Source organism: Bacillus sp. BS98, assembly GCF_008432245.1.
Taxonomy (GTDB): Bacteria; Bacillota; Bacilli; order Bacillales; family Bacillaceae_G; genus Bacillus_A; species Bacillus_A toyonensis.
Genome location: NZ_CP043833.1, coordinates 1 through 21,863, shown reverse-complemented (window position 1 = coordinate 21,863; position 21,863 = coordinate 1). Strand labels below are relative to the sequence as shown.

The window sequence follows — 21,863 nt, the reverse complement described above, 5'->3', positions numbered from 1 at the left end:
AGTTAAAATTCATGTTATAATGTGTAAACCAAAATACTTAGTTATTCACGAATTTTGTAATAAGTGGGTTTAAAAAAGTATTCAACAGGTCTATCTAGCAATTCAGCAATTTCTTTTGCCCGTTCAGCGTTAACACCGGTCTTTCCTACTTCTATTGCATAAAGTACTTGCGGTTTCATATTTGCTTGTTTTGCAATTTCAGTTAAAGATATACCTTTAGATTGACGTTCATTTTTTAAAAGCACTTCATTTAACCTCCTTGAGTTGTTTTTTCAGATAACTGTCACGCTTTAACCTGTTTGAGTTATCTTAACCCAATAATACATCACTTTAAAAATGAAATCAACCGTTTTTCGGTTAATTTTAGAAAAAACTTTTAATTTTTTCCATTACTTATTTTTTCTGATATATTAATTAATAGATGTCAGAAGGATTCAAGCTATTTCTATTTAAAAAAACATTAAGACAAAAATATCTATAATATAAATTAAAAACATATAGGATGACGTGCTTAGGAGTGAAATAAAATATGAATACATTTGGAAAACGAATAAAAATGTTGAGGACAGAACGTAATTGGAGTATGAAAACATTAGGTGAAAAAATAGGTGAATTTTCTGGTACACCTACAGCACAGACTACTATCTCAAATTGGGAAAATAAAGATGCTGAACCTCCTTATAACATTTTAATAATATGTGCACACCTGTTTAATGTAAGTACTGATTACTTAGTTGGTAATTCAGATAGAAGTTATGAAGAGGAACTACTACATGAACAAAAAAATGTACTTCAAGAAAAAGAAAATGATCTCATTAAACAGAAAAATGAACTAGAAAAAAGTAAAGAAATTCATATGATGGCACAAGATCTTTATAAGGAGATGCTAAAATTACCACCTAAAAAAAGAGAAATAGTTGAATCAGAACTAACGGAATACCTAGAGTTTTGGGGGTATAAAAATGATAAACTACAATCTGAATTTGAAAACTTCTTAAATTATATCCAGCATGAAATAAAAAACTCTAGTGTTGACTAGAGTTTTTTCATTAAATCATCTACTTTTCTTACTGTTTTAATCTTATCACTTAGATCTCTATACAGATCTTTATGATTTTCACAGTTTGAAAGAAGAAATACAAAAAAATCATAATCATATTGTGGCTTCTCGAAATTTTCTTTTAGCATGCATAATCCTCCCAATCTTATATAAGAATGACTTTGTTCCCCTCACACTTTGAACGGTAAAAAATCTGAATATTCTTTCTATTATTGAGAAAAACTACTTTTCATACCATGAATAAACAGAAAGCATGTTTTTGTGTGCATGGATTATAGCATACTTCAATGGATTTTCAAGCAAAAAAATGAAAAATTGTTATATTTCGCATTGTGATTACTTAATTTTGGGAGTTTATTGGTGAGAAATATCAGTTAGGTGATTGATATTCGTTTCGAATCGTTATAAAATAGATGTACAACTACTGAAAACAACGTTCTAACCGTTAAAAAATATAAAAAATAACCTATTTAAGTTAATTGAATACACAAAAAAACCCCACCACTCAATTTTAAATTGGTATCGGTCGGCAAACTGTCAACCAATTTAAAATCCCAAAGATAGGGTTATTTCCATATGTTATTTGCTTGTAGAGAAATTATATCATGAAGCAAATAAAAAGTGAAGATAATCCTCTCTTTTTTCCTATATTTTGTGGCGGGAAAAAATGGAGGTTTTCCAATGGAAACAGTGCAAAATTTTGTACTCAGTAAAGCAAAAGAAGAATTAAGTCCTCGTATAAAGCAACTTCCCAAAAAGAAAGGTGCTATTAATCGTGCAATTCAAAGTGTAATTAAAGATATTGATAGCATTCTTCTAGATTGTGAAGGTGAAACCACTCAAGAACACCTTAAATCACCTCGTAGATATGAAGCTTTACAAGTTGTCCTATCTTTTCTTGTTCACGAAGGATATTCTCAAGTAAAACAAGATTATATTAGTGAAAAATCGGGTATTTCTAAACCATTAATTATAGATACTTTTAAATTCTTAGAAGATCTAGAAGTGTGCCATCAAATCAAAGTTAGAAGGCATGGTAAAGTAGCCCCTTCCATCTATGTTTTGACTTTACATAACAATTACCTAAAGATTGTGGAATATTTCAAAGAAAAATGGGCTTATATCATCAATATTTATTCAACTTTCACAGATATTTTAAAAAGAAAAATCACTAAGAAAAACAACAAATCTGTTGATCTTAAAAAAGGTGAGATTTCTACTTGTACAGGATTAGACATTTTCACACCAGAAGAACCGATAATTGAAGATACAGATGAGTCATCATCACATGAAGAAAATGACAAACACTATTATGATAGATATAAAGCACTTTATGAATATTTAAATGAATGGCAAAGGAAAGCATATCACCATCTTAAAAGTGAAGTGAACTACCTATCTGAAAAAGATATTTACGCTATTGCTAATCGGGTGTCGCCATATGATGAAAATACATACTTAATTTTTAAATCTTGTGCTAATTGGTTTAAACATAATGAAGCCAAGTATAGTAATCCGGCTCACTTTACGAAAATGTATAATAAAAGACTTAAATTAGATCAAAAACGTAGAAATAATAAAGCAAACAAGAAATTTGTAAATTTAGGACAGAGATCTAACCAACCATTCATTTTCTATAACTGGTTAGAAGAAACCAAATAATTTTCAAAAAAATACAGATTGATAGCCTTGTTTAAAAATTGATAAATTAACAGGGCTTTTTGTCATGCTTATAAATAATACAACTCAATTTTTCATGCATTATATAAAATTCGGATTATATTGTTTCCTTTAAAAGTCCCATCTAAATACTCTTTTAATCCCTAAATATTCCCCCTTCCCGTTAGGATTTTACTTAGAAATTTACTTAGAAATTTACTTAGAAAAAGTTCCAGAAGCCTTGGTACAGTAAGAAAAATCAAGGGAAAATAGTTCCTAATGTATTTATTGTATTTATTTAAAACAAGATTTAAAAAATAAGAACCTTATAATCTACTTTTATAATTAAAATTTAAGCACAAATTTTAAAAAACGTTTGTAGAGATAACATCTAGCAAACACTAGAATGGACTCTAACTGGCAAGGACACCCGAATCTCGCCAGTTTAAGCCCTATTCCAATACAATTCCATCAAAAGGTTGAAAATTTTTTGTAAAGATCTGTTCAGTAAGGCCCAAAGAACGGGCTTCACTGAACAAACCAAAGTTTTTCAACTGTTTCTTTGACAGTTCTTTGCTATTTGCTTTTCAAATCACATCCCACAGTGAAAAACAATCCCCTGTGGGAACTTCTCTTCCACTTCAAACGCTCTTTTAGACCAAGAGAGCATCTTTACCCTCTTTAAGCATTCATAAACGCTCTATGCCCTTTTAAAAGCTTTATATTCTTGTAACCTCCCCATTTCTCTTTGAACCTCGTCATGCTTCCCTAAATAGTGCTACTTAAAACAAAAGGAGATCTAAAAAGATCTCCCTAAGCTTCGCTATGTTTCCTTAAATAAATTAGTACTTACATTTATCTACAATTTTTTATTTTATTACTTTAATTCTCTTCAGTAATTCAATTCTTCCAATGCTTTCATACTGTTCGTTAACATACTGTGTTACGTTGTTCAAATATAAGGATAGTGCATAAAGGTATTCTTTGAAATTATGAAACATAAAATCGGGTACTTGTTTCTTTTCAGAAAGTAGCATGAAAAGTTGCCACCAGTCAAAATGTACAGGTACTGGAAGACCCAAGTCTTTTAAATTTTTTTCTAGATCATCTAAGTATCTTAATTGCGCTATGTTTTCTATATTGTTATCAGTGCATAAGTCTTCTTTTTTTTCTATTTTGCTCAGAACTTCAACAACATTTAATATTCTAGGTAAAAAATCAAATGGATCAAAACATTTAGGGATATTTGTAAGCTCACTTTGTTCAAACAATTCTCCCATGAATAATTCCCGTATTTTTGAAACGATTTCTTTGTTATCAAAAATAACACCACACTCGTAATTCTTATTACTATTAAAACTAAAATTAGCGGATCCAATATATGCAAAATTATCCGTTATAAAAATTTTTGAATGATTGGTAGTAAGTTTGGCACATAGCACAAAGTTTTTGAAAATTTCCTCGACTTCTAATTTATCTTCTTTAGAGAATGTCATTATTGAATATAGCAACCTAACATCAATTCCTAAATTAGCAAGGGTTGACAATTCCTTGTAAAAACTTCTTTCATATTTGTTCATAAAATTAAAATTGTATGTCGCTATATCAATAGTTTTTGTGTCGCTCTTACATCTTTCTAACAAATCATTCCATAGATTTGCTTCTTTAAAAAAGATTACTTTGCCTTCTTGAAATGGGATTTCTTTCATCATGTTTCTTTTTCCCGCCCTTTATTTAAAAGTCTAATTACCGAGTACGCTATATAATTTATTATACATGATGGGGGAAATGGCAATGCGTAAAATTTTATACATTATAGGTTTTTAACACTCCAATTTCACTTATTTTATATAAAAAATATATAATTAATATATTGTATAATCATAACTATCATTTTTTTGCCTGTAATATATAAATAATATATACATTTTATATAAATAAAATATTGCTTTCGTTAAAGTTAAGAGTTGTTTCGTGTAAATCAATAAAAATTATATAAATTTTATATAATTTTTATTGATTTTTATTCTTGTAAATGTTATAATTTAGAAGAGTTAAATGATGTAATCAATTGAACGATATCTATTTTATATAAAATTTATATAATTATCTTATTAGGAGGTAAAGAAATGGCAAAATCACAAGTGTTAGACAAATTACACGTGGAAGTGGAAGCGGATTTAGGGAATAGTAATTTAAAATTGTTTGTTAATGGGAAGTATGAAGTTGTTCCAAACGTTTTTCAACGTGTGTATGGAGGAATTGAATCCTACGAAACAAATGATGAAAAAAATGTAATCAATCTTCTTGATGATCTTTATGTTCATATCACAAGTAACGGAATTGAAAGAAACGGAAGTTTCTTAATTGGAAAAAGAGCGTTACAAAAAGGTAATCGTATTACTAGTATGAATATTCAGGTTGGGAAAAAACATGAAGATGATGTGCCAGTTGTAAATATTTTAGGTGTAATTTCGGCAAGAATGGTTCAAGAAACATATGAACAAACAAAAGAAATCCCTAGTGTTTTAGATGTTGAAGTGGATCTTATAACTGCTATTCCTACAAGCCAACACACACCAAAAACAGCAAAATATTTAATGGAGCGTTTTAAAGAAAATAAACATGTTGTAATAGTTCACGTGGGTGAAAAACAGGTAACTGTACAGTTGGAATTTTCAAAGGTTAGAGTTACAAAAGAGGGTGCTACATCCCTATATGCAATCATCGAAGGAAAAAAAGATATGTTTTCAACTTTCCAAGAGTTATATAAAAACAAATTGAAAGACATAGAAGTGACAGGTGATTATTTCAAAGATAAAAAGATACTACATGCTGATATTGGTGATGGTACTACAGAATACATTTACACAAAAGGTTTAAATCCTGTTTTAGATAGTTGTAAAGGAGAACGTCGAGGTATTGGTCATGCAACAGAAGAAGCTTCTAGATTGTTAAATGAAAGGAAAGGTACAAACTTTAAGCGTCAACAATTTGTGCAAATTATACTTGATCCAAGTGATAAGTATCATGAAGAAGCTTCAGATTATTTATATGAAACTCGATATGAACAAGCACAATTAATAACAGAAGATATTAAAGAAAAGTACCTTAATGAAACTGGAAGTGAAGCTGAAATTATTGTGGTGTACGGTGGAGGGTCTATTGCATTACGTGAAGAATTGTATGACAAAGTTTTAGCATTTTGTGATAAAACGGATTTAATGTTATTTTACGTTCCAGAAAAGTATGCAATAAACCTTAATTCAGAAGGGATGAACAATTTAAGAAAAATTCTTGGGTAATATAAGAGGGTGAAAAAATGACAAAAAAAGAGCGTGAACAATATAATTGGAAGTTTCAAAAGATAAAAAATGATCCTCTATTTCTTGAATGGATTGAGAACCAAAGTAATATATCTGGATCGTTAAACACGTTAGTGCAATTTGCAATTAGATTTTTAGGAACAGATGATATAGACAATTTTGACAAACAAAAAAAATTATCAGAAGTATTGTTACTACAAGATGAAAAATTCCTTTCTGAAATTGCAAGTAAAATGTCACATCAATTAGTAGTACCTAAAGTAATGCACTCAGAAAAGGGGAATCAAGAAACGGTTGTATTAGAAAATAATAATCAGACAACAGAAAAAGAAATTAAAGAAGAGAAACACAAAAATCATAAAGTTCCAGAAGAAGTTGAAAGTATAAAAAGTAAATATGAAGGTGTAAATGCCAACAGTATATTTGGCGATTAATAAATTGAAACCAACACAATTTCAGAAATGTGTTGGTTTTTTGTTTGGAAATGGAATGATTTAAAGTGTTGCTCTATTTTAAACTCACAGAAAGGACATTTGAAGTGAAAGAAAGTTCCCACAGGGGATTATTTTTCACTGTGGGATGTGATTTGAAAAGCAAATAGCAAAGGACTGTCAAAGGAACAGTTGAAAATTATTTGTTTGTTCAGTGAGGCCCAAAGAACGGGCTTCACTGAACGGATCTTTACAAGGAATTTCAACCCTTGACAGGAACGTGATGGAATTGGGCTTAAACCGTGTCTTTGCCGGTTAGAGTCCATTCTTGTGTTCGCTAGATGCTATTCCCTCAAACGCAAAAATGGAAGCGTATAGAATGTTTAAAAGGTATTGTATTTCTTTTTATCTTTCAAAGGATATTGTTTGTTTTTGTTCTATTTCATTTTGTTTATCTTGCATGATATTGGATAGTTTGAGTGTATTATCTGGATCGAATATTTCGTTTGCAATATCTTTTAATGCTTCTTTCTGATCTAAAGGTGAAGTGTTTTTACTTACTAGAAGTGTTTCAGATAACTTTTCGAATTTCACAGTGAATTTTTCTGTACTTACTGATTCAATAAGATGAATATCAGCATGATTTTCAGCGATATAATGTTTTAAACATTCCACTGTAAAAATCGGATTTTTTTTAAACGAATTATCAATTAGTCCATCAAAAAAAGGTTCGATTTTTGTATTGTTTGAGATATCTTGAAATTCTTTATTGATGATGTCAGAACCATAAGATTGCTCTGGATTTTTTGAAGGAGTAAGATCATCATATTTAAGATTTGGAGTTTTGTTTGTTGAATTGATTATTGGAGTCTTAAAAAGGTCTTGAGAATTTTTGTTGATAAGGATAGATCCATAAGTTTGTTCTGAGTCATTTGAAGGAGTAAGACCATTATATTTAAGATTAGGCGTCTTATTTAGTTCATTCGCCTTAAAAGTTGCATCTGAAATTTTCACTACTGATTCGGCAATTAATATGTCATTAAATGAACCTAAGTCCGTTTGAGTTCTTTTATCAATCACTTCAAAATTATTATTTGAGTTTGCATTTATATAAGAAATTTGGTCTGATTTTTTTATAGTAACATGATGAATTTTTGCTATTGAATTGAACTGATTTAAGTCGATGTTCGAATCTAATATTGAACTACTTTTAAAGCTAACAAAATGCTGAATGTCATCCTTATTTTTTTTGAAATCAAAATGACATTCAGTAAAAAGACTGTTAGTTACTTCAATTTCTCTGTTGAAAATAAAAATAGATTTTTCAATTGTACAATCATTTAATGATATATGTTTAATGTTATTGGTGTCACATAATCCACTGAAATAATCAAAAGAGAAATCTTTAAATTCATAAGAGTTAACTGTTATACTTTCGGTTTTTGATTCAAACTTAAACGCTGGTTTATTTAAAAATTCTTTTTGAAATTCAGTCATATTCATTTAACTTACACCCCAACTTTTTCAGGTAAAGAATTGATTTCTGTTGTTGGTTTTTCTTCTATTGCATCGTCTTCTTTAAATAAAGTTTTCATTTCTTGTTTTACAAGATTGGAAACATAAGAAAATAATGTTTTTCTATCCTCTAAACTTAATTGTTCAATTCCAAAATGTTCTTCGCATAGTAACCCAGTATCTTTTAATTCTTTTTCACGCATTTCTTTAGCTTCTTCTTTAGCTTTTCTCATTAATTCACGTTTTTTTTCTTTTAATAGCTTTTCCTGTTCTTGCAATTCTTTTAATTGTTCTTCTGTAGTTTTCACCATAATTATTCACCATCCTGTTTATATTTTTGCGGTAAATTATTTTTTATATAACTAGAAAAAATTTTGAATACCTCTTCTCTATCAGAAATATCCAAGTGTGAAATTTCAAAATATTTTTCGCATAATGCACCAGTTTGAATCAATCTTTTTGTACGTTCTTTTCTTTTCTTTAACCCATCTTGATGAATTATTTCTCTTTGACGAATTTTTAATAATTCTAATTCCTTATCAATCTTTATTAATTCATTTTCAGTATTTTCTTTTCCCAAATTGTTACCCCCTACCCAGAGAGTATAAGTAATAATAAATAGATTCTTAAGATCATTATAGAGAATGAGAAAGAATAAATCAAGAATATTCTGGAAAAAATAATGGTAAATATAAGTAAATAATGGTACAATGATCACTGTACAGAAGGTACAGTGCGCACTTACACAAACTTTTCGATTCTTCGAATCTTCAAGTTTGTATGTGCTTTTCAAAATCGTAGACACGATTTTTTACCCTGCGGGGCTTTTGTGCTCTCTATTCCAATAAAAGGAGGTGTAAATGAAATGGCTATCTATCACTTAAAAATGAAAACAATATCAAGAGGTAAAGGTCAAAATGCAATTGCGAGTGCCTCTTATAGAAGTGGCGAACAATTATATTGTGAAAGAACACATGAGACTAAAAATTATAATCGAAAAGTGAAACCAGATAGTCATATTCTTGCACCTTCTCACGCTCCCAGTTGGGTATTGGATAGAGAAAAATTATGGAATGAAGTGGAGTTTTCTGAAAAACGTGGTAACAGTAGAGTGGCAAGAGAAGTTGTTGTTGCAATCCCAAGAGAATTATCTATTGGAGAGCAAAGAGAGCTTGTATTGAATTTTGCAAAGGACATATTTGTAGAAAAAGGAATGGTAGCTGATGTTTCTATTCATAGAGATCATTCTGATAATCCACACGCTCATATCATGCTTACAACGAGAGAAATTTCAGATGAAGGATTCACTGTAAAAAATAGAAATTGGGATGCCAAATCATTCTTGTTAGAAACTAGAGAAGCATGGTCAGAGTATGCAAACTTGTATCTGAAAAAAGAAGGTATTCAAGAAAAAATTGACCACAGAAGTTACGAGAATCAAGGAAAAGATTTATTACCTACAGAACACTTAGGTCATATTTTCCACCAATTAGAAGAACGTGGAATTCAAACGAGAATTGGAGATAAAAACCGTAAGGTAAAAGAGTATAACCAGCGTGTTATTTCTTTAAAAGAAAAGAGAGAACAACTTTTAAATTCGTTAGAAAAACAAGGACATAAAAAAGAAACAGAGCAAGTAAAAACGATATCCTTGTCTAAATATGAAGCAATTAAAACGAAATTATATTTCCTTACAAAAGATGAAAATCGTTTAAAATGGAAACTTGATAATAATAAGGTTTCAAATCACTTATTTGATCGGAAAATAGAGAAAATCAATTCTTCTAAAGAAGCCTTAGAATTTGAAAAACAATCTTATGAATTGCAAGCTTTATATACATTAGAACACACTGGTTTTGAAGTATATCTTAATAGTTTGAAGCCGGAACAACGTGGAGAAATTGCAATTCGATTGACTAATAAAATAAAAGAAATCAATTCAAATGATACGCTTTCCATTATTGAATCTATAGAAAAAGATATTGTTTTCGAAAATGTTCAAAAACAAATAAAAGAATTTGTAACGTATGAACGTTTAGAGGATCGCTTAGAGTTTTTAAATAAAATTGATAAAAATCTAGATAGAAAATTAACTAAGAATGTTATATCTCATGAAGAGTATAATCAGCAAAAAAATAATGTTAATTCTCAAATTAATGATATAGAAAAAGCTAAAAATCATTATGAATTACAAGCACTATCTTATATGACACGTAATGGATTAGGTGTTTATTTAGATGAATGTCCAATGGAAAAACAGGGTAAATATGCTGTTAAAATTCTTGATAAGATTAAACATAACCCAAGTCTAAATTACAGCAATGTTGTAAGAGAAGTTAATGAAGATGAGTTGCTTGAAAAAGCGACTAATATTGTAAGAAATGACTTAACTTCTGATAACTTAGCAAAACGTTTAAAACAACTAAATTATTGGAAATTGTCTTGTGAGAAAAAACAGGATAATGAAAAAGTAGAGAAAGCAAAAGATGATATTTCTACATTATTAACAGCTAAGAAAGTTGTGATTGACCGAATGCAAAATCACATTAAGTCAGATTCAGAGTTACATTCATTCTTAGAAGAAGATGGAACACTTTTAGATAATGAGAAGAAAGATGTTCTTATAGATCTTTATCTAGAAAAAATGAAAAATAATGATTTAACGAGAGATGAAGAATTTACAATTGTGTCTCAAAAAATGATTGCTAAAACTGAAAATAAAGTATTAAATCTGGCTAATAAACACTTAAAGGATAAAGTAACATACAAAACAATAATTAATAAAATTGAAGAGATGTGTACAAAATCATCTGGTATAAAGTCTTCTGTTTTGAAATCTGAAATTGACCAATTAAAATCTTTTTATGATGAAGTAATAAGTAAGTACGAAACAGTACAAAAAATTGATGGTAAGTTATTTAAATCCAGAAGTGATAAAGAAAACTTGAAGAATATTAAAGAATGGTTTGCTAAAGAAAATATTAATCCAAATAACTTATCTTATGCTCTTCAAAAAGTTAAATGGAATATGGAAAAAGTACAACGTCAAATCTCTAAACAAGAAAAAACAGAAAATGTTGTTTTACCTACACTTATACAAGCGAAGCAAGTTCTTGAAGAACAAGCAATTAGATATGTAGAAAAAACTTATAGCTATAAAGATATTTATGTATATAGTCATTTACTAGATGAACAGGAAAGAAAATTGATGGTTCAAATTAAAGATTGGAATGAATCCACTGGATCAGTATATGACTTTAAAGATAAACAAAAAAATCTAAAAGCAATTTTAACTGATACAAAATTAAAGCAATCTACTTTAAAGGAACATTATAGTGAAATCCAGAAAACTATAAACTCGCTTGTGAAATCTTCAAACGTAAAAGAACGGTTACCATTGCTGTTAGAGACAAAAGAACAGTTAGAAAACAAATCAAATACATTTAAGCGAACTGTTTTAAAAGATCAAGAAACAATTAGTAAATATGAAACAGTAATGAAGGAAATTACTGAATGTGAAGAACTCATTAAAATGGAAAAAGAAAATGGTATAGAAGTTTCTGGTCAACTTCAAGAACATATTAAAGAGTTAAAACAACAAGAACAAAATTCATATAACCAATATCAAAATAATAAAGAAAAAGAAGGTGTGATTGAAAGCCTTCTAAATGCACCTGATGTGTTAGAACAGGTTAAAAATAAGGTGGAACGTGAAGCTGAAATTAGGGAATTTGAGCACCAGAACCAATTAAGAAGAAACCGTATGAAGAAATTAGGTAAACATAGAGGGATTGACATGTAATACTGTGAAATAAGATTGTAGGGGGTCTTACAAAGAATGAAATGTTAATCCTCTACTATCTTGATATTTATAGCAACTTAGAACTACAGAATTACAAAATAATAAGGAGAATTAAAATGAAAAACACTAAAATATTGTATTCTGTAATTGCTGTTTTATTAGTTGTTTCAGGCGTAATGGCGGGTATTATGTGGAGTAAAAATGATTCAAAAAAACAAACTGTATCAAGTGAAAATGTAGTGAATGATAATGAGGACACAAAGAAAGAGAAAGTAACAAATAAAGATATACAAATAGTTGTTGATCGCACAAAAGAATATATGGATAAATTTATTCATGAAGAAAACAAACCTATCACAAGTGAAAGTATAAATGGATTTTATAAAGATATACTTATTAAGAGGATTAATGAAGAAAACTTACAAAGTGATGATCGTGACAAAATTTCTTTTTTAACTACGGGTAGAGATCAATTATTCGGTACTGTCGGGAAGTATTATATTCTAGATAAAGATACTCAAATAGATCAAGAAAAATCTACAATAACAACTTATATAAAATATGATGAATTTCAAGATGGTACAGCTTATCAATACATTGACAGAGAATTTTGGTTAGAGTGGACAAAAGAAAATGGCAAGTGGCGTATTGATTCATCTTCAAGATGGAAAACCGGTTTAAATAGTCAATATATTAGAGGAGTAGAACCAAAATCTAATAATAAACGGAATGTAAATGAAGAAGGTAAAATGGTTAATAAAGCTGAACAGACAAAAAGCTAATAAAATAATTTTTGATTAAATATAAAAAAGTCATACAAAATGCGTATGACTTTTTTGTTTAATCATTTAATTGTGGGATCAACCACCATAATCTCCATGTGTCATCATTTTTGCAAGTTGAGGACTTTGATTTTTCTCAGTAGGACTGTATATGCCTAGTGCTAATGTTAAAGCTGTAATAACCCCTAATAATTTGATTGTTACTTTTTTCATTTCAATGCCCCTTTCTCAAAAACTTTATTTCTTGCCTTTGAACTCAAATAGAAATAATCACTTGCTTCTGAACCAAGTTTTTCTTCATAAAACTTGATTGCTAATTTTTCATGATATTCCTGAACATACTCATATAGTTTTTCTCTTTCAAAGTAAGAAATACCTTTAAGGATAGTCTTTTCTAATGTTTTAGCATCTACATTATGATTTAGAGCTTTTAGAATTTCAAAGTGATGTTGATACCCTTCAATTTGTGACTTATTACAAATTTTTAATCCTTGCTCAATTAATTGACTAGCAATTTCGTGTTCTTTTAATTTATAATGTTCCTTTGCTTTAATGTAGATAGCCTTATAATGGTTTGGTGATTTTTCAGCAACATCTGAAAGGTATCGAATGGATAAAGAAGAGAGATTTTGAGTTGAATACATCCATCCTAAGTTGTGTCGAGCCATAGTAATGAACTTTTCTTCACCGATTTTTTGGAATTGATTCATTGCGGAAGTAAAATGTTCTTCCGCTAGTTCCCATTCCTTCAACTCCATACAAGCCACACCTATAAGGTTGTCACAAAACGCTACATTTATTTCATAATTTGGATAATCTGAATAGATATCCTTTGATTTAGTGGCGTTTCGAATACATAACAATACTTGTTGAGTGTCACATTGAAATGTAGATAATTTATAATAAAACTCCGCTTTTTCAAGATTGTCAGCACTATACTGTAGAAGTGATTCGGCTATATCGTAATGTTCCCTTGCTAAATTATAATTTCCTAACTCATTCAAATGAATTGCTTTAAAAAAGTGATAATAATAAGTTAAATGACTATCATTGGGCACTTCAAATGATTCAATTTTATCAAAGCTTTCTTTTAATAATCCTAAATTATCTATTAAATAAGTGTATCTAAAATCTAAAAGGTAATAATACAATAGCAAATTTTTTGTCTGGTTATCTTCGCTAGTTGTTTCAAGTTCATTGATTTTACCATCTATTTTTTCTTTTAACAGTTGAGCATTGCTTACACGCTTTGCTCTAATTTCTATGTACCACTCATTCAGTAAATTTGTAAGCTTTTCGTTTTTTGTAGACGTAAGCATAAAACCCCTCCTTACCGTACTATATATTTGTATTTAATAATAACAGAAATTTTAAAACATTGTGACACTCACAAGAGAACTGTCTGTTTCTCTAAAAATATCTGAATTTTCTGTTCTTTATAAGAGTAGGACGTATTTGTAGCTTTTAAATAAATAGTTACAGTAGAGTAAAGTGGTGGGAAAGGTATTTGATATGTAAAAGGAGATTATGACAATGGAGCCGGTTAATAGTGTTGAATTGTTTAGAATGTTATTAAAAAAATGTTACCAAGAGTGGATAGAAGAAGAACTTGTTGAGGTTTTAAAAAACGATGACAATGGAATTGTACTAAAAGAGAAGGAAACTGAAATTAGGGTGGTTATTGATCGAGAAAATCTTATCCCAGCGGATAACCGCGCAAAAGAGGGATGGGAAACCTATTGGTTAGAAAGATACTTGAGGGATTATAATTATGAACTGAACAGCAAAATTAAGTATTTTAAGGATAAAGGTTTTTATACTGGCAATTATGCCGAGTTTTTATTTTCATATACTCAAATAGAAGATGTACTTTCAGAAACAGTAATGCAAAATTTTAAAATTGATGATGTTGAATTTGAGATTGGTAGCCCGAGCAACATATTTAAATTAATTTTTAACCACATATCAACGGATTCACATTTTGAATGGGCAAATTTCTACACAATTAAACTAAGAAATGTAAATAAGGAAATGCTTGAAGATTATCTTCAAAACGCAATGTACATTTTGCATAAGTATTGTCCATCTGATTTGTCTAATGATTACCCAGAGGTTTATCAGTATTCCTATTTTCATGAGTATTGGGTAGAGACAGAAATAGTAGATGAAAGTAACTTGGATACAAATTTTAAATCGGGTAAATACCCTGAAGCGTTAGCCCTTTACAATGAAGGAAAACGAAAGCGGGATTTTTTAAATTTTTATAGAGTGCTTGAATATTTCTTTTTAATTAATAGAAAAGATGAGTTCAAATCGTTTATTCTTGATTATAATCAAAATAAAGACATAGATAAAGTCCTTGAAAAAATAACAGATGTTTATAAACTAAGAGAAGATATTTTATTAGGAAGTCTTTTGAATAAAACAAACAATATAGGATCTATAATGGATAAAGCACTTTCAAAGGGATTAATAAGTAATAACACTGATAAGGAAGAATTGGCAAACAAATTATATGCGTATCGCAACAGTAGAGTACATGGGAAAAGGGATGCAAAAATGGATCTACTGATTCCGACTATATTAGATTCCAATAATAAGGAATGGGAGTTAATAATTGAAAACATCGCTGACTTGGTCATAAAACAATTTTGTTATTCATAATTAATGCCCTCTTATTGGAGAAGTATAATAACATAAGAAAAACAGTTGGGAACGTGTTGCCCGACTGTTTTTTTTATGCCACAACCGAAGTGAAACGGAGGGCGTAGTTGTTAGGGAATAATATAGTTGTTTTGCAACCAAATTTAATTTACATCACACTGGAAACAGGCGTTAAAATTTCTCTAACTAAATTTTCATGAATGTTATGTATTACTTTTTCTACTTTTGGAAGATCTTCTTTTGGGATATGTAACAGTTGAATTGAAAATTTAAACTCATGCACTACTTGACCATTTTGCAAAAATAAGAATCTGACAAGACTAGATTTATAGTTACTATTAGTGTCTAATATAAAATCTAATATTATGTTATCTATATTGTTATATGGAATGGATTGAAGTGAGATGTTTTCATATTGATTAGTTCTTGAGGATGTACTACTTGATGTGCGTCTGATCTTAATCATTTTATTTTTAAGGGATATTGTAATGCTTTCTTCACTTAATACACTCGGATCATTATTACCATGTGTGTATTCATCAGTTCTAATGTTAAAACAAAGTACACCGTTATTTAAAGTTTCATAAATTTCAAGTGGTATCGAATCAAATATTAAAGTCATAGTATCCGTCCTTCCATTTTGAAAAATACAGAATATTTTGTTGCAAATTAATTATATCATTTTTAAATAAATTATGCGGACTTCAGTAAGTTTTAACAAGATATGAAAAGTATAAAAAAGAAATGGAGTGGTCACAATTGATAATTTGTGACCACCCCATTTCTTTTTTTATTTGGTTCGACTACAAGCGAGCCAGGGCTGAGAGTTTGCGCCCTGTTTTCGAATAACCGGTTTCTAATGTTAAAACCCAATCATTTATATCAAACCAATTATAGTTCATTCCTTTTAGTTCTTCTGGAAATGTTTCTGGATCTTCACGCCAACAATATAATCTTTCTAAAGCTATATCATACCTTCCGAATCCATATAATGTTTTTGTTTTAGATATATTTTTACCGTTCTCTTTTCGTATATAGATTTCTTTAGCGAGGTATACATAAAGTTTCCCTCTCGAAGTCACAAATTTTAAGAAACTGGAGTTTTTTTTCTTAGGCATAACTCACACTCCTTAATTAATAGTTCTTATTAATCCTTTTCTATTGGAATTAAAAAATTCCTTTGTAAAAACCTATTGTGTTTTTTGTTTTCAATAGTCATTTTAATAAAAGTAACTACTGAAAAAAACATTTTAAATTTAGTAGAATATAACCGAAGAAAGTACAAACACAACGCTTAGAAATAAAAAGATAGACAATCCAGTATACAAAAACCGATTGAAAAATTTATTCTTGCTTACACCAGTAAATAGATCCATTAGAAAAATTAAACATACTACAGCGAAAAGTGTTCCCCACATAATATGAATTTCCCCTTTGTAATTAATCTTCTTTTCTAGCTCTCAATTCTCTATAAAGTGTGGAAGGTGATACACCTGTCATTTCTGTAATTTCTTTTACTGTAAATTTTTTATCTTTATCATTGTATAATTCCATAGCTTGTTGGATTTTTTTTGAGTCTTTTTTAGGTCTACCGCCTATTCTCCCTCTTGCTCTTGCTGATTTTAAACCAGAAATCGTTCTCTCTCTAATAATATCCCTTTCAAATTCAGCAAAAACAGCAAACATACCAAACATAGCCCTTCCCGCTGGGGTTGTTGTATCAAGGTTATCTTGTAGAGAAATAAATTGTACTTTTTTTTCTTTCAATAGATCGGTAATTTCATAAAGTTGTTTGACGGAACGTGCTAAACGGTCCATTTTATAAACAATTAATACATCACCTTCTCGTAAAACATCCAATGCTCTTTTTAGCTCTATACGCTTATCAGAAACGCCAGATACTTTTTCGCAAAAGATTCGTTCACATTCGGCTTTTTTTAGGGCATCCATTTGCAAATCTAAATTTTGTTCGTCTTTACTGACCCTTGCGTAACCGATTTTCATATTAAAATCACCCTAATGTTAAAAATTATTGTTGTTTATTGTAAAAAAGACTAAATATCAACATTCATTACCTATATTATATCATAAACGTACCTTTTAGGTGCATAGTTTTTGTAATGAGTTTTGGCATAAAAATAAAGCGGAAAAAGAAGAAAAAAAGACAAAATACAAAACGTGTCAAAAACATTCGTTTTTGGAAGTTTGGTTTGTAATTCTTTCTTGAGTTTGAAGATTGAACACATAGCACACTGGAATGGACTCTAACCGGTAAGGACACCCGAACCTTACCGGTTAGAGTCCTATTCCAGTACGATCCTGTCAAGGGTTGAAAATTTTTTGTTAAGATCTGTTTAGTGAGGCCCAAAGAGCGGGCTTCACTAAACAAACAAAAATTTTTAAACTTTTCCTTTGACACTCCTTTGCTATATGTTAAAAGCTTCGCACCCAACGGGGAAATTAATCCCCATTGGGAACTTCACTTCCTCTTCAAACACAAGAAAGGGTTTGGAGGAAGAAAAAATATTGAGGTGATATGCGATGAATATGATTGGATTAGTTGTGACAAATATTATTTTCTTTATAGTTGTTGGATTTTTAACTAAGTTTTTTGTTTTTGTATTTAAGAAGCTATTTAAATTTTTATTAATTGGTTTATTGATTCATGTTATTGGATTTGTATTAATGATGATCGGTTATGTATTCTATTTAATTAGTCATTATATAAATTAATGGGGTTCAGCCGAGATACATGTAATTTGGGTTCATAGTCTGTATTTTATTTCCATTATCAGATTTCAGTGTAACAAAAAGGTGTTTTATTAATAATGTTACGGATTATTTTTGATACAGTATTTTGTTACAACTGATTCAACGATTAGGATATTTCATATTTTCAAATGCAAAACGTAACAAAAACGAACGTTTATGTTACAAATATCTCTGAAAAACAACGTTTGGTAAAAAATGTATTGCTATGACCTAGTTTTACACGTACCTCGGCTGAACCCCTTAATGGTTAAGTAATTCACTGATTGCAAAAGTATTATTTTCGTGTTCCATTAGATTTTTATCGTATTGTGTTTACTGTTTTTTATTAAATATTGTGGTATGTGAAATTATTCGTCGTACTTAAAAATATATTGAGAGATGGACTTTATTGGAAGGGAAAATAAGTAAAAGAAGGTCTTCTTAAATATGCGTGACCTTCTTTTACTTATTCTACATCTACAAATTCATCAATTTTAAATTCTGTATTCAATCCAAACGCATCCGTACAATGCACAGTTTTTGTACTTGAATCTATATGTGATACATTTATGTACATATTATTAATAATGCCTTCACGATAATAGGAAATGAGTACTTCTTGATCATATTGTATTGAATTTATTAAGGCTCGTTCTATCCGTTCCTTTGTATCCTCTGTAAGGATAGGTTTTGAAACCTTGTTCAGATTCTCTATAATCTCACGTATTCCCTCATACTGTTCCGGCAAGCTTGCGAATGGTTGAAATTTTACCATGCCTCTCCCACGTACTTTTGGAACACCCCAATTTTCCATATTAACCCCTCGATTCTTATTGTATGCTCTTATTATATACGAACAAACGTTCTTTTAAAAGCAAAAAAAAACCTTTATTAAGGCTTTTAATTTTACAATTCAAAAGTTTACTCAATAAGTGAAGTTTTATTATTAATCTGTATTATTATTTTGTCGCTAGTCTTTTGATTACGAACTGTAGGTTTCTCTATATTTTTACGAATTGTATTATTATCGAATAGTTCAATTAAAGTTTCTATACTAGGAACTTGAACTATTTTTAATACATCTGATTTTATGTTATATCTGGTACTAGTAATGAAAATGATAATAGGAAATACTTTTTTATCAGATTTTTGCCACTCAAAATCTTTCCAGATCTCTGAATAATAAAATGCTTCATACCGACTGATTTTTTCATTCATGACTTTTTCACTATAAATTGTTCTTTGTACTTCAACAAAGAAAGCTGATTTTTTCCAACAACAAAACAGATCCGGTTCAACAGCCCCTTTTTCCGCAAATTTAGGCTCTACAATCAAATTTAATGGTGTATCATATTGTTTCATTTCAACATAAACGTCAGCAATAGCTAAAAAGTGTAGGATTTTTTGACTACATTCTTTTATCTTTGAATCTGATGAAATATACACATACGGTTTGAAATTTCTTAACGCTTTAATATACCCACGATCTTGCAATCTTTTAAGAACGAGGTTGCAATTACTGATTGGCTTTTTCAAATCAGAAAAATGCAAAGAAATAATCTGATCTCTTGTTAAAACACGAAATCGATATAGATCGTCAATAATGCATTGGTCACGCTTGTTCATTCCAATCAATCCTCCAATTGTCCAAATATAGAGTCACGTTTTAAAGTTTCAATTGATTCATTATCGATTGTTTTTTCTGATTCTAAACGACAATACGGTTCTAAAATTTCTTTCGCTTTTTCTTCTGTTAAATAAGGTGCTTGAATGGTTTCTAAACTATCAAAATTAAGTATCATTCTTCCTGTTGCTGATTTTGGTATATTTTCAGCACCAGCACAGTCCATGATCTTCGAATTTGTAGCATTCTTACATCGAAAACCCATTGAAACAGTGAGATTGTTTTTTATTTTTCCATCTAAAACTTCCGCATCTGGTCTTTGCATTGACAAGATCAAAAAAACACCATTCGTTCGACCAATAGCACTTATTTCTTTAATAATTTTTAAACTTTCTTTTTCCCCCGCCAACATTGGGTATTCGTCGATACACATTACTATATATGGAATTTTTTCTGGCAATTTGTCAATGTGATTAATACCATGTTGATTCAGTAATTTACCTCTTCTTTGTATTTCTTTCTTTAACTTTAACAGCACTGGATATAACTCTTCTGGTGTATAAGTAACACTTTGCACATGTTGACTTTTTGAAATAAATGAAACTCTGATTGCTTCAAATCGCATAAATAAAGATGTAAATTATCAGGTGTTTTATTCTGAATAAGTGTTGTTAAAACAGAGCGAATTTGCGAACTTTTTCCACTCCCTGTTTCACCCGCAATTAAAAGATGCGCATGTGCAACCATGTCATAGATCATGTATTTTCCATATTTATTTACACCACAAACTATAGGTATCTTTTCCTTTTGAATTTTAAAGGCGTTATAATTGTATTTAATCATTTTGATCTCATTTGGAACAATACGAATAACAAACCTTAATAACTCCCCTTCTAACTCCGCATACTCGCTTAGATATTGTTTAAAAACATACTCTTTATTTTTTACATCTTTTGGATTCAGCCCCTTTGGTATTGTAAAAACAATTTCGGCAAAATCCAGTAATCGAACACTTTGAATTTTAGGATAAATGTACATATCTAAATCTGTTATTTTGTTTTTTTGGACTAAGTATAATTTTGCCGAATGAAAAGCTTTATTTGTTTTTTTCAGTCAAAACTCTAATTAATTCCTTTTTTTCTTGCTCAACTTTAAATGTTTGCCATGCCTTTTTTAGTTTAGTAATCATAAAAAAACCGCTCCTTTAAATAACAAATTTTAACCTGATTTTTTTTGAATTACTGTGTATAAAAACTCTGAAAGTTGGGCACTGGGGCTTTCTTCGGTCTCTCGACCTCACCGCCCCAACAACATCTTTAACAATTCCTTAATTTACAGTGTTTGGACAGTTAAAACATAGGTAATAATACCTAGATAAGAACCTATGCAAAGAACTAAGTAAAATTTAACTTATTAGATGATAATAACCTATGCAAAAGATGGGTAATTGTTGCCTATACAATAAATAACAAAAAGGAGAAAAATGCATGATGACTCTCTTATTTGTTCTAATTTGTTCAATATGTTTTTATGCTTTGGCTAATATAACAACTAAAACTCGACATATGACCCAACTTCTTGTGATAAAAGAAAAAAATGTGCCAATAAATTAGAACGAAAAGTATATGACTCTTTAAGAAGTTTAGGTGTATCTCCATGTGTTCAAGAAAGAGTAGGAAAGTACAGGTTGGATTTTTCCTTTTATAGTCCAAACGGGAAGAAATTATGTCTCGAAGTAGATGGTTATATTTTCCACAACACACCAGAAGCTAAAAAGAAGGATGCTGTTAGAGATTCTTTTTTAAGAAAACAAGGATGGGAAATTTTAAGGTTGAGTGATCGTGAACTTCAAAAAGATTTTTATTCAGTTATGAGAAAAGTTGAAGCAAAACTATACGATATGGACTTACTTCCACTCGATCACCCGAGTATGCAACTGAAAATCAAAGGAAATTTAAACACCACTCGTTAAAAACAGAATAACGCCTCATATAAACGTTTAAACACACTTTAGACTCATAGCATTATTCTTTTGAAAAAACCGCTCTTAAAAGAATTTGAGAGGTCATTTTTTCAAAACGAACACTTCTCTTCTGCAAATGATTTTATAATAAAAAAATCACTACGCCCTCCGCTTCGCTTCGGTTGTGGCATAAAAAAAACAGTCGGGCAACACGTTCCCAACTGTTTTTTTTTATGTTGTTATATTTTATCCTTTTAATACTCTCCTACCTTTCTAATGTAAGTGT

At 29.7% G+C, this 21,863-nt stretch carries 21 protein-coding genes and 2 pseudogenes; 9 read left to right on the top strand and 14 right to left on the bottom strand.

The features are described 5' to 3' along the window. Window positions 1-41 precede the first annotated feature (41 nt). A complete protein-coding gene (locus tag F0362_RS30075) occupies window positions 42-245 on the bottom strand; it encodes a helix-turn-helix domain-containing protein (protein WP_087995006.1) in 204 nt (67 codons plus the stop codon). Window positions 246-529: 284 nt separating this feature from the next. Here F0362_RS30075 and F0362_RS30070 point away from each other — a divergent pair, with 284 nt between their 5' ends. Further along, window positions 530-1,039, top strand: a complete 510-nt coding sequence (locus F0362_RS30070) for a helix-turn-helix domain-containing protein (protein ID WP_149890225.1) — start codon at window positions 530-532, stop codon at window positions 1,037-1,039. Here the strand turns inward: F0362_RS30070 and F0362_RS30700 are convergent. Then, entirely contained in the window at window positions 1,036-1,188 is a 153-nt protein-coding gene (locus F0362_RS30700) for a hypothetical protein (RefSeq protein WP_172624239.1), read from the bottom strand. The genes F0362_RS30070 and F0362_RS30700 overlap by 4 nt on opposite strands. A gap of 553 nt (window positions 1,189-1,741) precedes the next feature. On the opposite strand from F0362_RS30700, the gene F0362_RS30065 reads away from it, so the two are divergent. Next, window positions 1,742-2,722, top strand: a complete 981-nt coding sequence (locus F0362_RS30065; protein ID WP_149890224.1) for a Replicase RepFR55 — start codon at window positions 1,742-1,744, stop codon at window positions 2,720-2,722. A gap of 866 nt (window positions 2,723-3,588) precedes the next feature. On the opposite strand, the gene F0362_RS30060 is transcribed toward F0362_RS30065, so the two are convergent. Then, window positions 3,589-4,431, bottom strand: a complete 843-nt coding sequence (locus tag F0362_RS30060) for a phospholipase D-like domain-containing protein (protein WP_149890223.1) — start codon at window positions 4,429-4,431, stop codon at window positions 3,589-3,591. Between the two features lie 417 nt (window positions 4,432-4,848). Between F0362_RS30060 and F0362_RS30055 the strand changes: the two genes are divergently transcribed. Together F0362_RS30055 and F0362_RS30050 are read left to right on the top strand one after the other, a co-directional pair. Beyond that, window positions 4,849-6,024, top strand: a complete 1,176-nt coding sequence (locus tag F0362_RS30055) for a ParM/StbA family protein (RefSeq protein ID WP_149890222.1) — start codon at window positions 4,849-4,851, stop codon at window positions 6,022-6,024. Window positions 6,025-6,041: 17 nt separating this feature from the next. Further along, complete coding sequence (locus F0362_RS30050; RefSeq protein ID WP_149890221.1) at window positions 6,042-6,479, top strand: hypothetical protein; 438 nt, start codon at window positions 6,042-6,044, stop codon at window positions 6,477-6,479. A 402-nt stretch (window positions 6,480-6,881) separates the two neighbouring features. On the opposite strand, the gene F0362_RS30045 is transcribed toward F0362_RS30050, so the two are convergent. The 3 genes from F0362_RS30045 to F0362_RS30035 are packed head-to-tail and all read right to left on the bottom strand — an operon-like array spanning window position 6,882 to window position 8,571. Next, window positions 6,882-7,979 (bottom strand): hypothetical protein, encoded by a 1,098-nt coding sequence (locus tag F0362_RS30045; protein ID WP_149890220.1) that lies wholly within the window; start codon window positions 7,977-7,979, stop codon window positions 6,882-6,884. 5 nt (window positions 7,980-7,984) lie between these two features. Continuing rightward, the gene (locus F0362_RS30040; RefSeq protein ID WP_149890219.1) at window positions 7,985-8,302 is read right to left on the bottom strand and encodes a hypothetical protein; all 318 of its coding nucleotides are present in this window, start codon (window positions 8,300-8,302) and stop codon (window positions 7,985-7,987) included. A 2-nt stretch (window positions 8,303-8,304) separates the two neighbouring features. Next, entirely contained in the window at window positions 8,305-8,571 is a 267-nt protein-coding gene (locus F0362_RS30035) for a hypothetical protein (RefSeq protein ID WP_098676156.1), read from the bottom strand. Between the two features lie 285 nt (window positions 8,572-8,856). On the opposite strand from F0362_RS30035, the gene mobQ reads away from it, so the two are divergent. Together mobQ and F0362_RS30025 are read left to right on the top strand one after the other, a co-directional pair. After that, entirely contained in the window at window positions 8,857-11,793 is a 2,937-nt protein-coding gene (gene mobQ, locus F0362_RS30030) for a MobQ family relaxase (RefSeq protein ID WP_149890218.1), read from the top strand. 116 nt (window positions 11,794-11,909) lie between these two features. Continuing rightward, window positions 11,910-12,575, top strand: a complete 666-nt coding sequence (locus tag F0362_RS30025) for a hypothetical protein (RefSeq protein ID WP_149890217.1) — start codon at window positions 11,910-11,912, stop codon at window positions 12,573-12,575. A gap of 78 nt (window positions 12,576-12,653) precedes the next feature. On the opposite strand, the gene F0362_RS31325 is transcribed toward F0362_RS30025, so the two are convergent. Both F0362_RS31325 and F0362_RS30020 read right to left on the bottom strand, forming a co-directional pair. Further along, entirely contained in the window at window positions 12,654-12,788 is a 135-nt protein-coding gene (locus F0362_RS31325) for a hypothetical protein (protein WP_000758112.1), read from the bottom strand. Next, window positions 12,785-13,894: a response regulator aspartate phosphatase gene (locus F0362_RS30020; protein WP_149890216.1), complete on the bottom strand. Its 1,110-nt coding sequence runs from the start codon at window positions 13,892-13,894 to the stop codon at window positions 12,785-12,787. The genes F0362_RS31325 and F0362_RS30020 overlap by 4 nt, the downstream gene beginning before the upstream one ends. A gap of 214 nt (window positions 13,895-14,108) precedes the next feature. On the opposite strand from F0362_RS30020, the gene F0362_RS30015 reads away from it, so the two are divergent. Further along, window positions 14,109-15,239 (top strand): hypothetical protein, encoded by a 1,131-nt coding sequence (locus F0362_RS30015; RefSeq protein WP_149890215.1) that lies wholly within the window; start codon window positions 14,109-14,111, stop codon window positions 15,237-15,239. Window positions 15,240-15,387: 148 nt separating this feature from the next. Here F0362_RS30015 and F0362_RS30010 read toward each other — a convergent pair whose 3' ends face one another. The 3 genes from F0362_RS30010 to F0362_RS30000 form a co-directional block, all read right to left on the bottom strand. Continuing rightward, on the bottom strand, window positions 15,388-15,861 hold the full coding sequence (locus F0362_RS30010) for a hypothetical protein (protein WP_149890214.1): 474 nt from the start codon (window positions 15,859-15,861) through the stop codon (window positions 15,388-15,390). Window positions 15,862-16,042: 181 nt separating this feature from the next. Further along, on the bottom strand, window positions 16,043-16,357 hold the full coding sequence (locus F0362_RS30005) for a hypothetical protein (RefSeq protein ID WP_087994992.1): 315 nt from the start codon (window positions 16,355-16,357) through the stop codon (window positions 16,043-16,045). Between the two features lie 322 nt (window positions 16,358-16,679). Further along, the gene (locus F0362_RS30000; protein WP_098676180.1) at window positions 16,680-17,243 is read right to left on the bottom strand and encodes a recombinase family protein; all 564 of its coding nucleotides are present in this window, start codon (window positions 17,241-17,243) and stop codon (window positions 16,680-16,682) included. Window positions 17,244-17,780: 537 nt separating this feature from the next. Here F0362_RS30000 and F0362_RS29995 point away from each other — a divergent pair. Then, window positions 17,781-17,972, top strand: coding sequence for a hypothetical protein (locus F0362_RS29995; RefSeq protein ID WP_098676179.1), 192 nt, complete (start codon window positions 17,781-17,783; stop codon window positions 17,970-17,972). 484 nt (window positions 17,973-18,456) lie between these two features. On the opposite strand, the gene F0362_RS29990 is transcribed toward F0362_RS29995, so the two are convergent. From F0362_RS29990 to F0362_RS29980, 3 genes and pseudogenes are all read right to left on the bottom strand, one after another. Next, the gene (locus tag F0362_RS29990; RefSeq protein WP_149890213.1) at window positions 18,457-18,804 is read right to left on the bottom strand and encodes a YolD-like family protein; all 348 of its coding nucleotides are present in this window, start codon (window positions 18,802-18,804) and stop codon (window positions 18,457-18,459) included. 107 nt (window positions 18,805-18,911) lie between these two features. Beyond that, window positions 18,912-19,616 carry a replication-relaxation family protein gene (locus F0362_RS29985; protein WP_149890212.1) on the bottom strand — a complete coding sequence of 235 codons (705 nt, stop codon included), beginning with the start codon at window positions 19,614-19,616 and terminating at the stop codon, window positions 18,912-18,914. Window positions 19,617-19,621: 5 nt separating this feature from the next. Then, window positions 19,622-20,803, bottom strand: a pseudogene (locus tag F0362_RS29980) (FtsK/SpoIIIE domain-containing protein). A 298-nt stretch (window positions 20,804-21,101) separates the two neighbouring features. Between F0362_RS29980 and F0362_RS31520 the strand changes: the two are divergent. After that, window positions 21,102-21,586 (top strand): annotated as a pseudogene (locus F0362_RS31520) (endonuclease domain-containing protein). Window positions 21,587-21,863 lie beyond the last annotated feature (277 nt).

What these genes read in the sequence shown, in the direction of transcription:
- F0362_RS30070 (WP_149890225.1), top strand. Translation starts at nt 530, where the DNA reads ATGAATACATTTGGAAAACGAATAAAAATGTTGAGGACAGAACGTAAT.
- F0362_RS29995 (WP_098676179.1), top strand. Translation starts at nt 17,781, where the DNA reads ATGAATATGATTGGATTAGTTGTGACAAATATTATTTTCTTTATAGTT.
- F0362_RS30045 (WP_149890220.1), bottom strand. Translation starts at nt 7,979, where the DNA reads ATGAATATGACTGAATTTCAAAAAGAATTTTTAAATAAACCAGCGTTT.
- F0362_RS30020 (WP_149890216.1), bottom strand. Translation starts at nt 13,894, where the DNA reads ATGCTTACGTCTACAAAAAACGAAAAGCTTACAAATTTACTGAATGAG.
- F0362_RS30000 (WP_098676180.1), bottom strand. Translation starts at nt 17,243, where the DNA reads ATGAAAATCGGTTACGCAAGGGTCAGTAAAGACGAACAAAATTTAGAT.
- F0362_RS30010 (WP_149890214.1), bottom strand. Translation starts at nt 15,861, where the DNA reads ATGACTTTAATATTTGATTCGATACCACTTGAAATTTATGAAACTTTA.
- F0362_RS30700 (WP_172624239.1), bottom strand. Translation starts at nt 1,188, where the DNA reads ATGCTAAAAGAAAATTTCGAGAAGCCACAATATGATTATGATTTTTTT.
- F0362_RS31325 (WP_000758112.1), bottom strand. Translation starts at nt 12,788, where the DNA reads ATGAAAAAAGTAACAATCAAATTATTAGGGGTTATTACAGCTTTAACA.
- F0362_RS30015 (WP_149890215.1), top strand. Translation starts at nt 14,109, where the DNA reads ATGGAGCCGGTTAATAGTGTTGAATTGTTTAGAATGTTATTAAAAAAA.
- F0362_RS29990 (WP_149890213.1), bottom strand. Translation starts at nt 18,804, where the DNA reads ATGGAAAATTGGGGTGTTCCAAAAGTACGTGGGAGAGGCATGGTAAAA.
- F0362_RS30005 (WP_087994992.1), bottom strand. Translation starts at nt 16,357, where the DNA reads ATGCCTAAGAAAAAAAACTCCAGTTTCTTAAAATTTGTGACTTCGAGA.
- F0362_RS30060 (WP_149890223.1), bottom strand. Translation starts at nt 4,431, where the DNA reads ATGATGAAAGAAATCCCATTTCAAGAAGGCAAAGTAATCTTTTTTAAA.
- F0362_RS30040 (WP_149890219.1), bottom strand. Translation starts at nt 8,302, where the DNA reads ATGGTGAAAACTACAGAAGAACAATTAAAAGAATTGCAAGAACAGGAA.
- F0362_RS30055 (WP_149890222.1), top strand. Translation starts at nt 4,849, where the DNA reads ATGGCAAAATCACAAGTGTTAGACAAATTACACGTGGAAGTGGAAGCG.
- F0362_RS30065 (WP_149890224.1), top strand. Translation starts at nt 1,742, where the DNA reads ATGGAAACAGTGCAAAATTTTGTACTCAGTAAAGCAAAAGAAGAATTA.
- F0362_RS30050 (WP_149890221.1), top strand. Translation starts at nt 6,042, where the DNA reads ATGACAAAAAAAGAGCGTGAACAATATAATTGGAAGTTTCAAAAGATA.
- mobQ (WP_149890218.1), top strand. Translation starts at nt 8,857, where the DNA reads ATGGCTATCTATCACTTAAAAATGAAAACAATATCAAGAGGTAAAGGT.
- F0362_RS29985 (WP_149890212.1), bottom strand. Translation starts at nt 19,616, where the DNA reads ATGAACAAGCGTGACCAATGCATTATTGACGATCTATATCGATTTCGT.
- F0362_RS30025 (WP_149890217.1), top strand. Translation starts at nt 11,910, where the DNA reads ATGAAAAACACTAAAATATTGTATTCTGTAATTGCTGTTTTATTAGTT.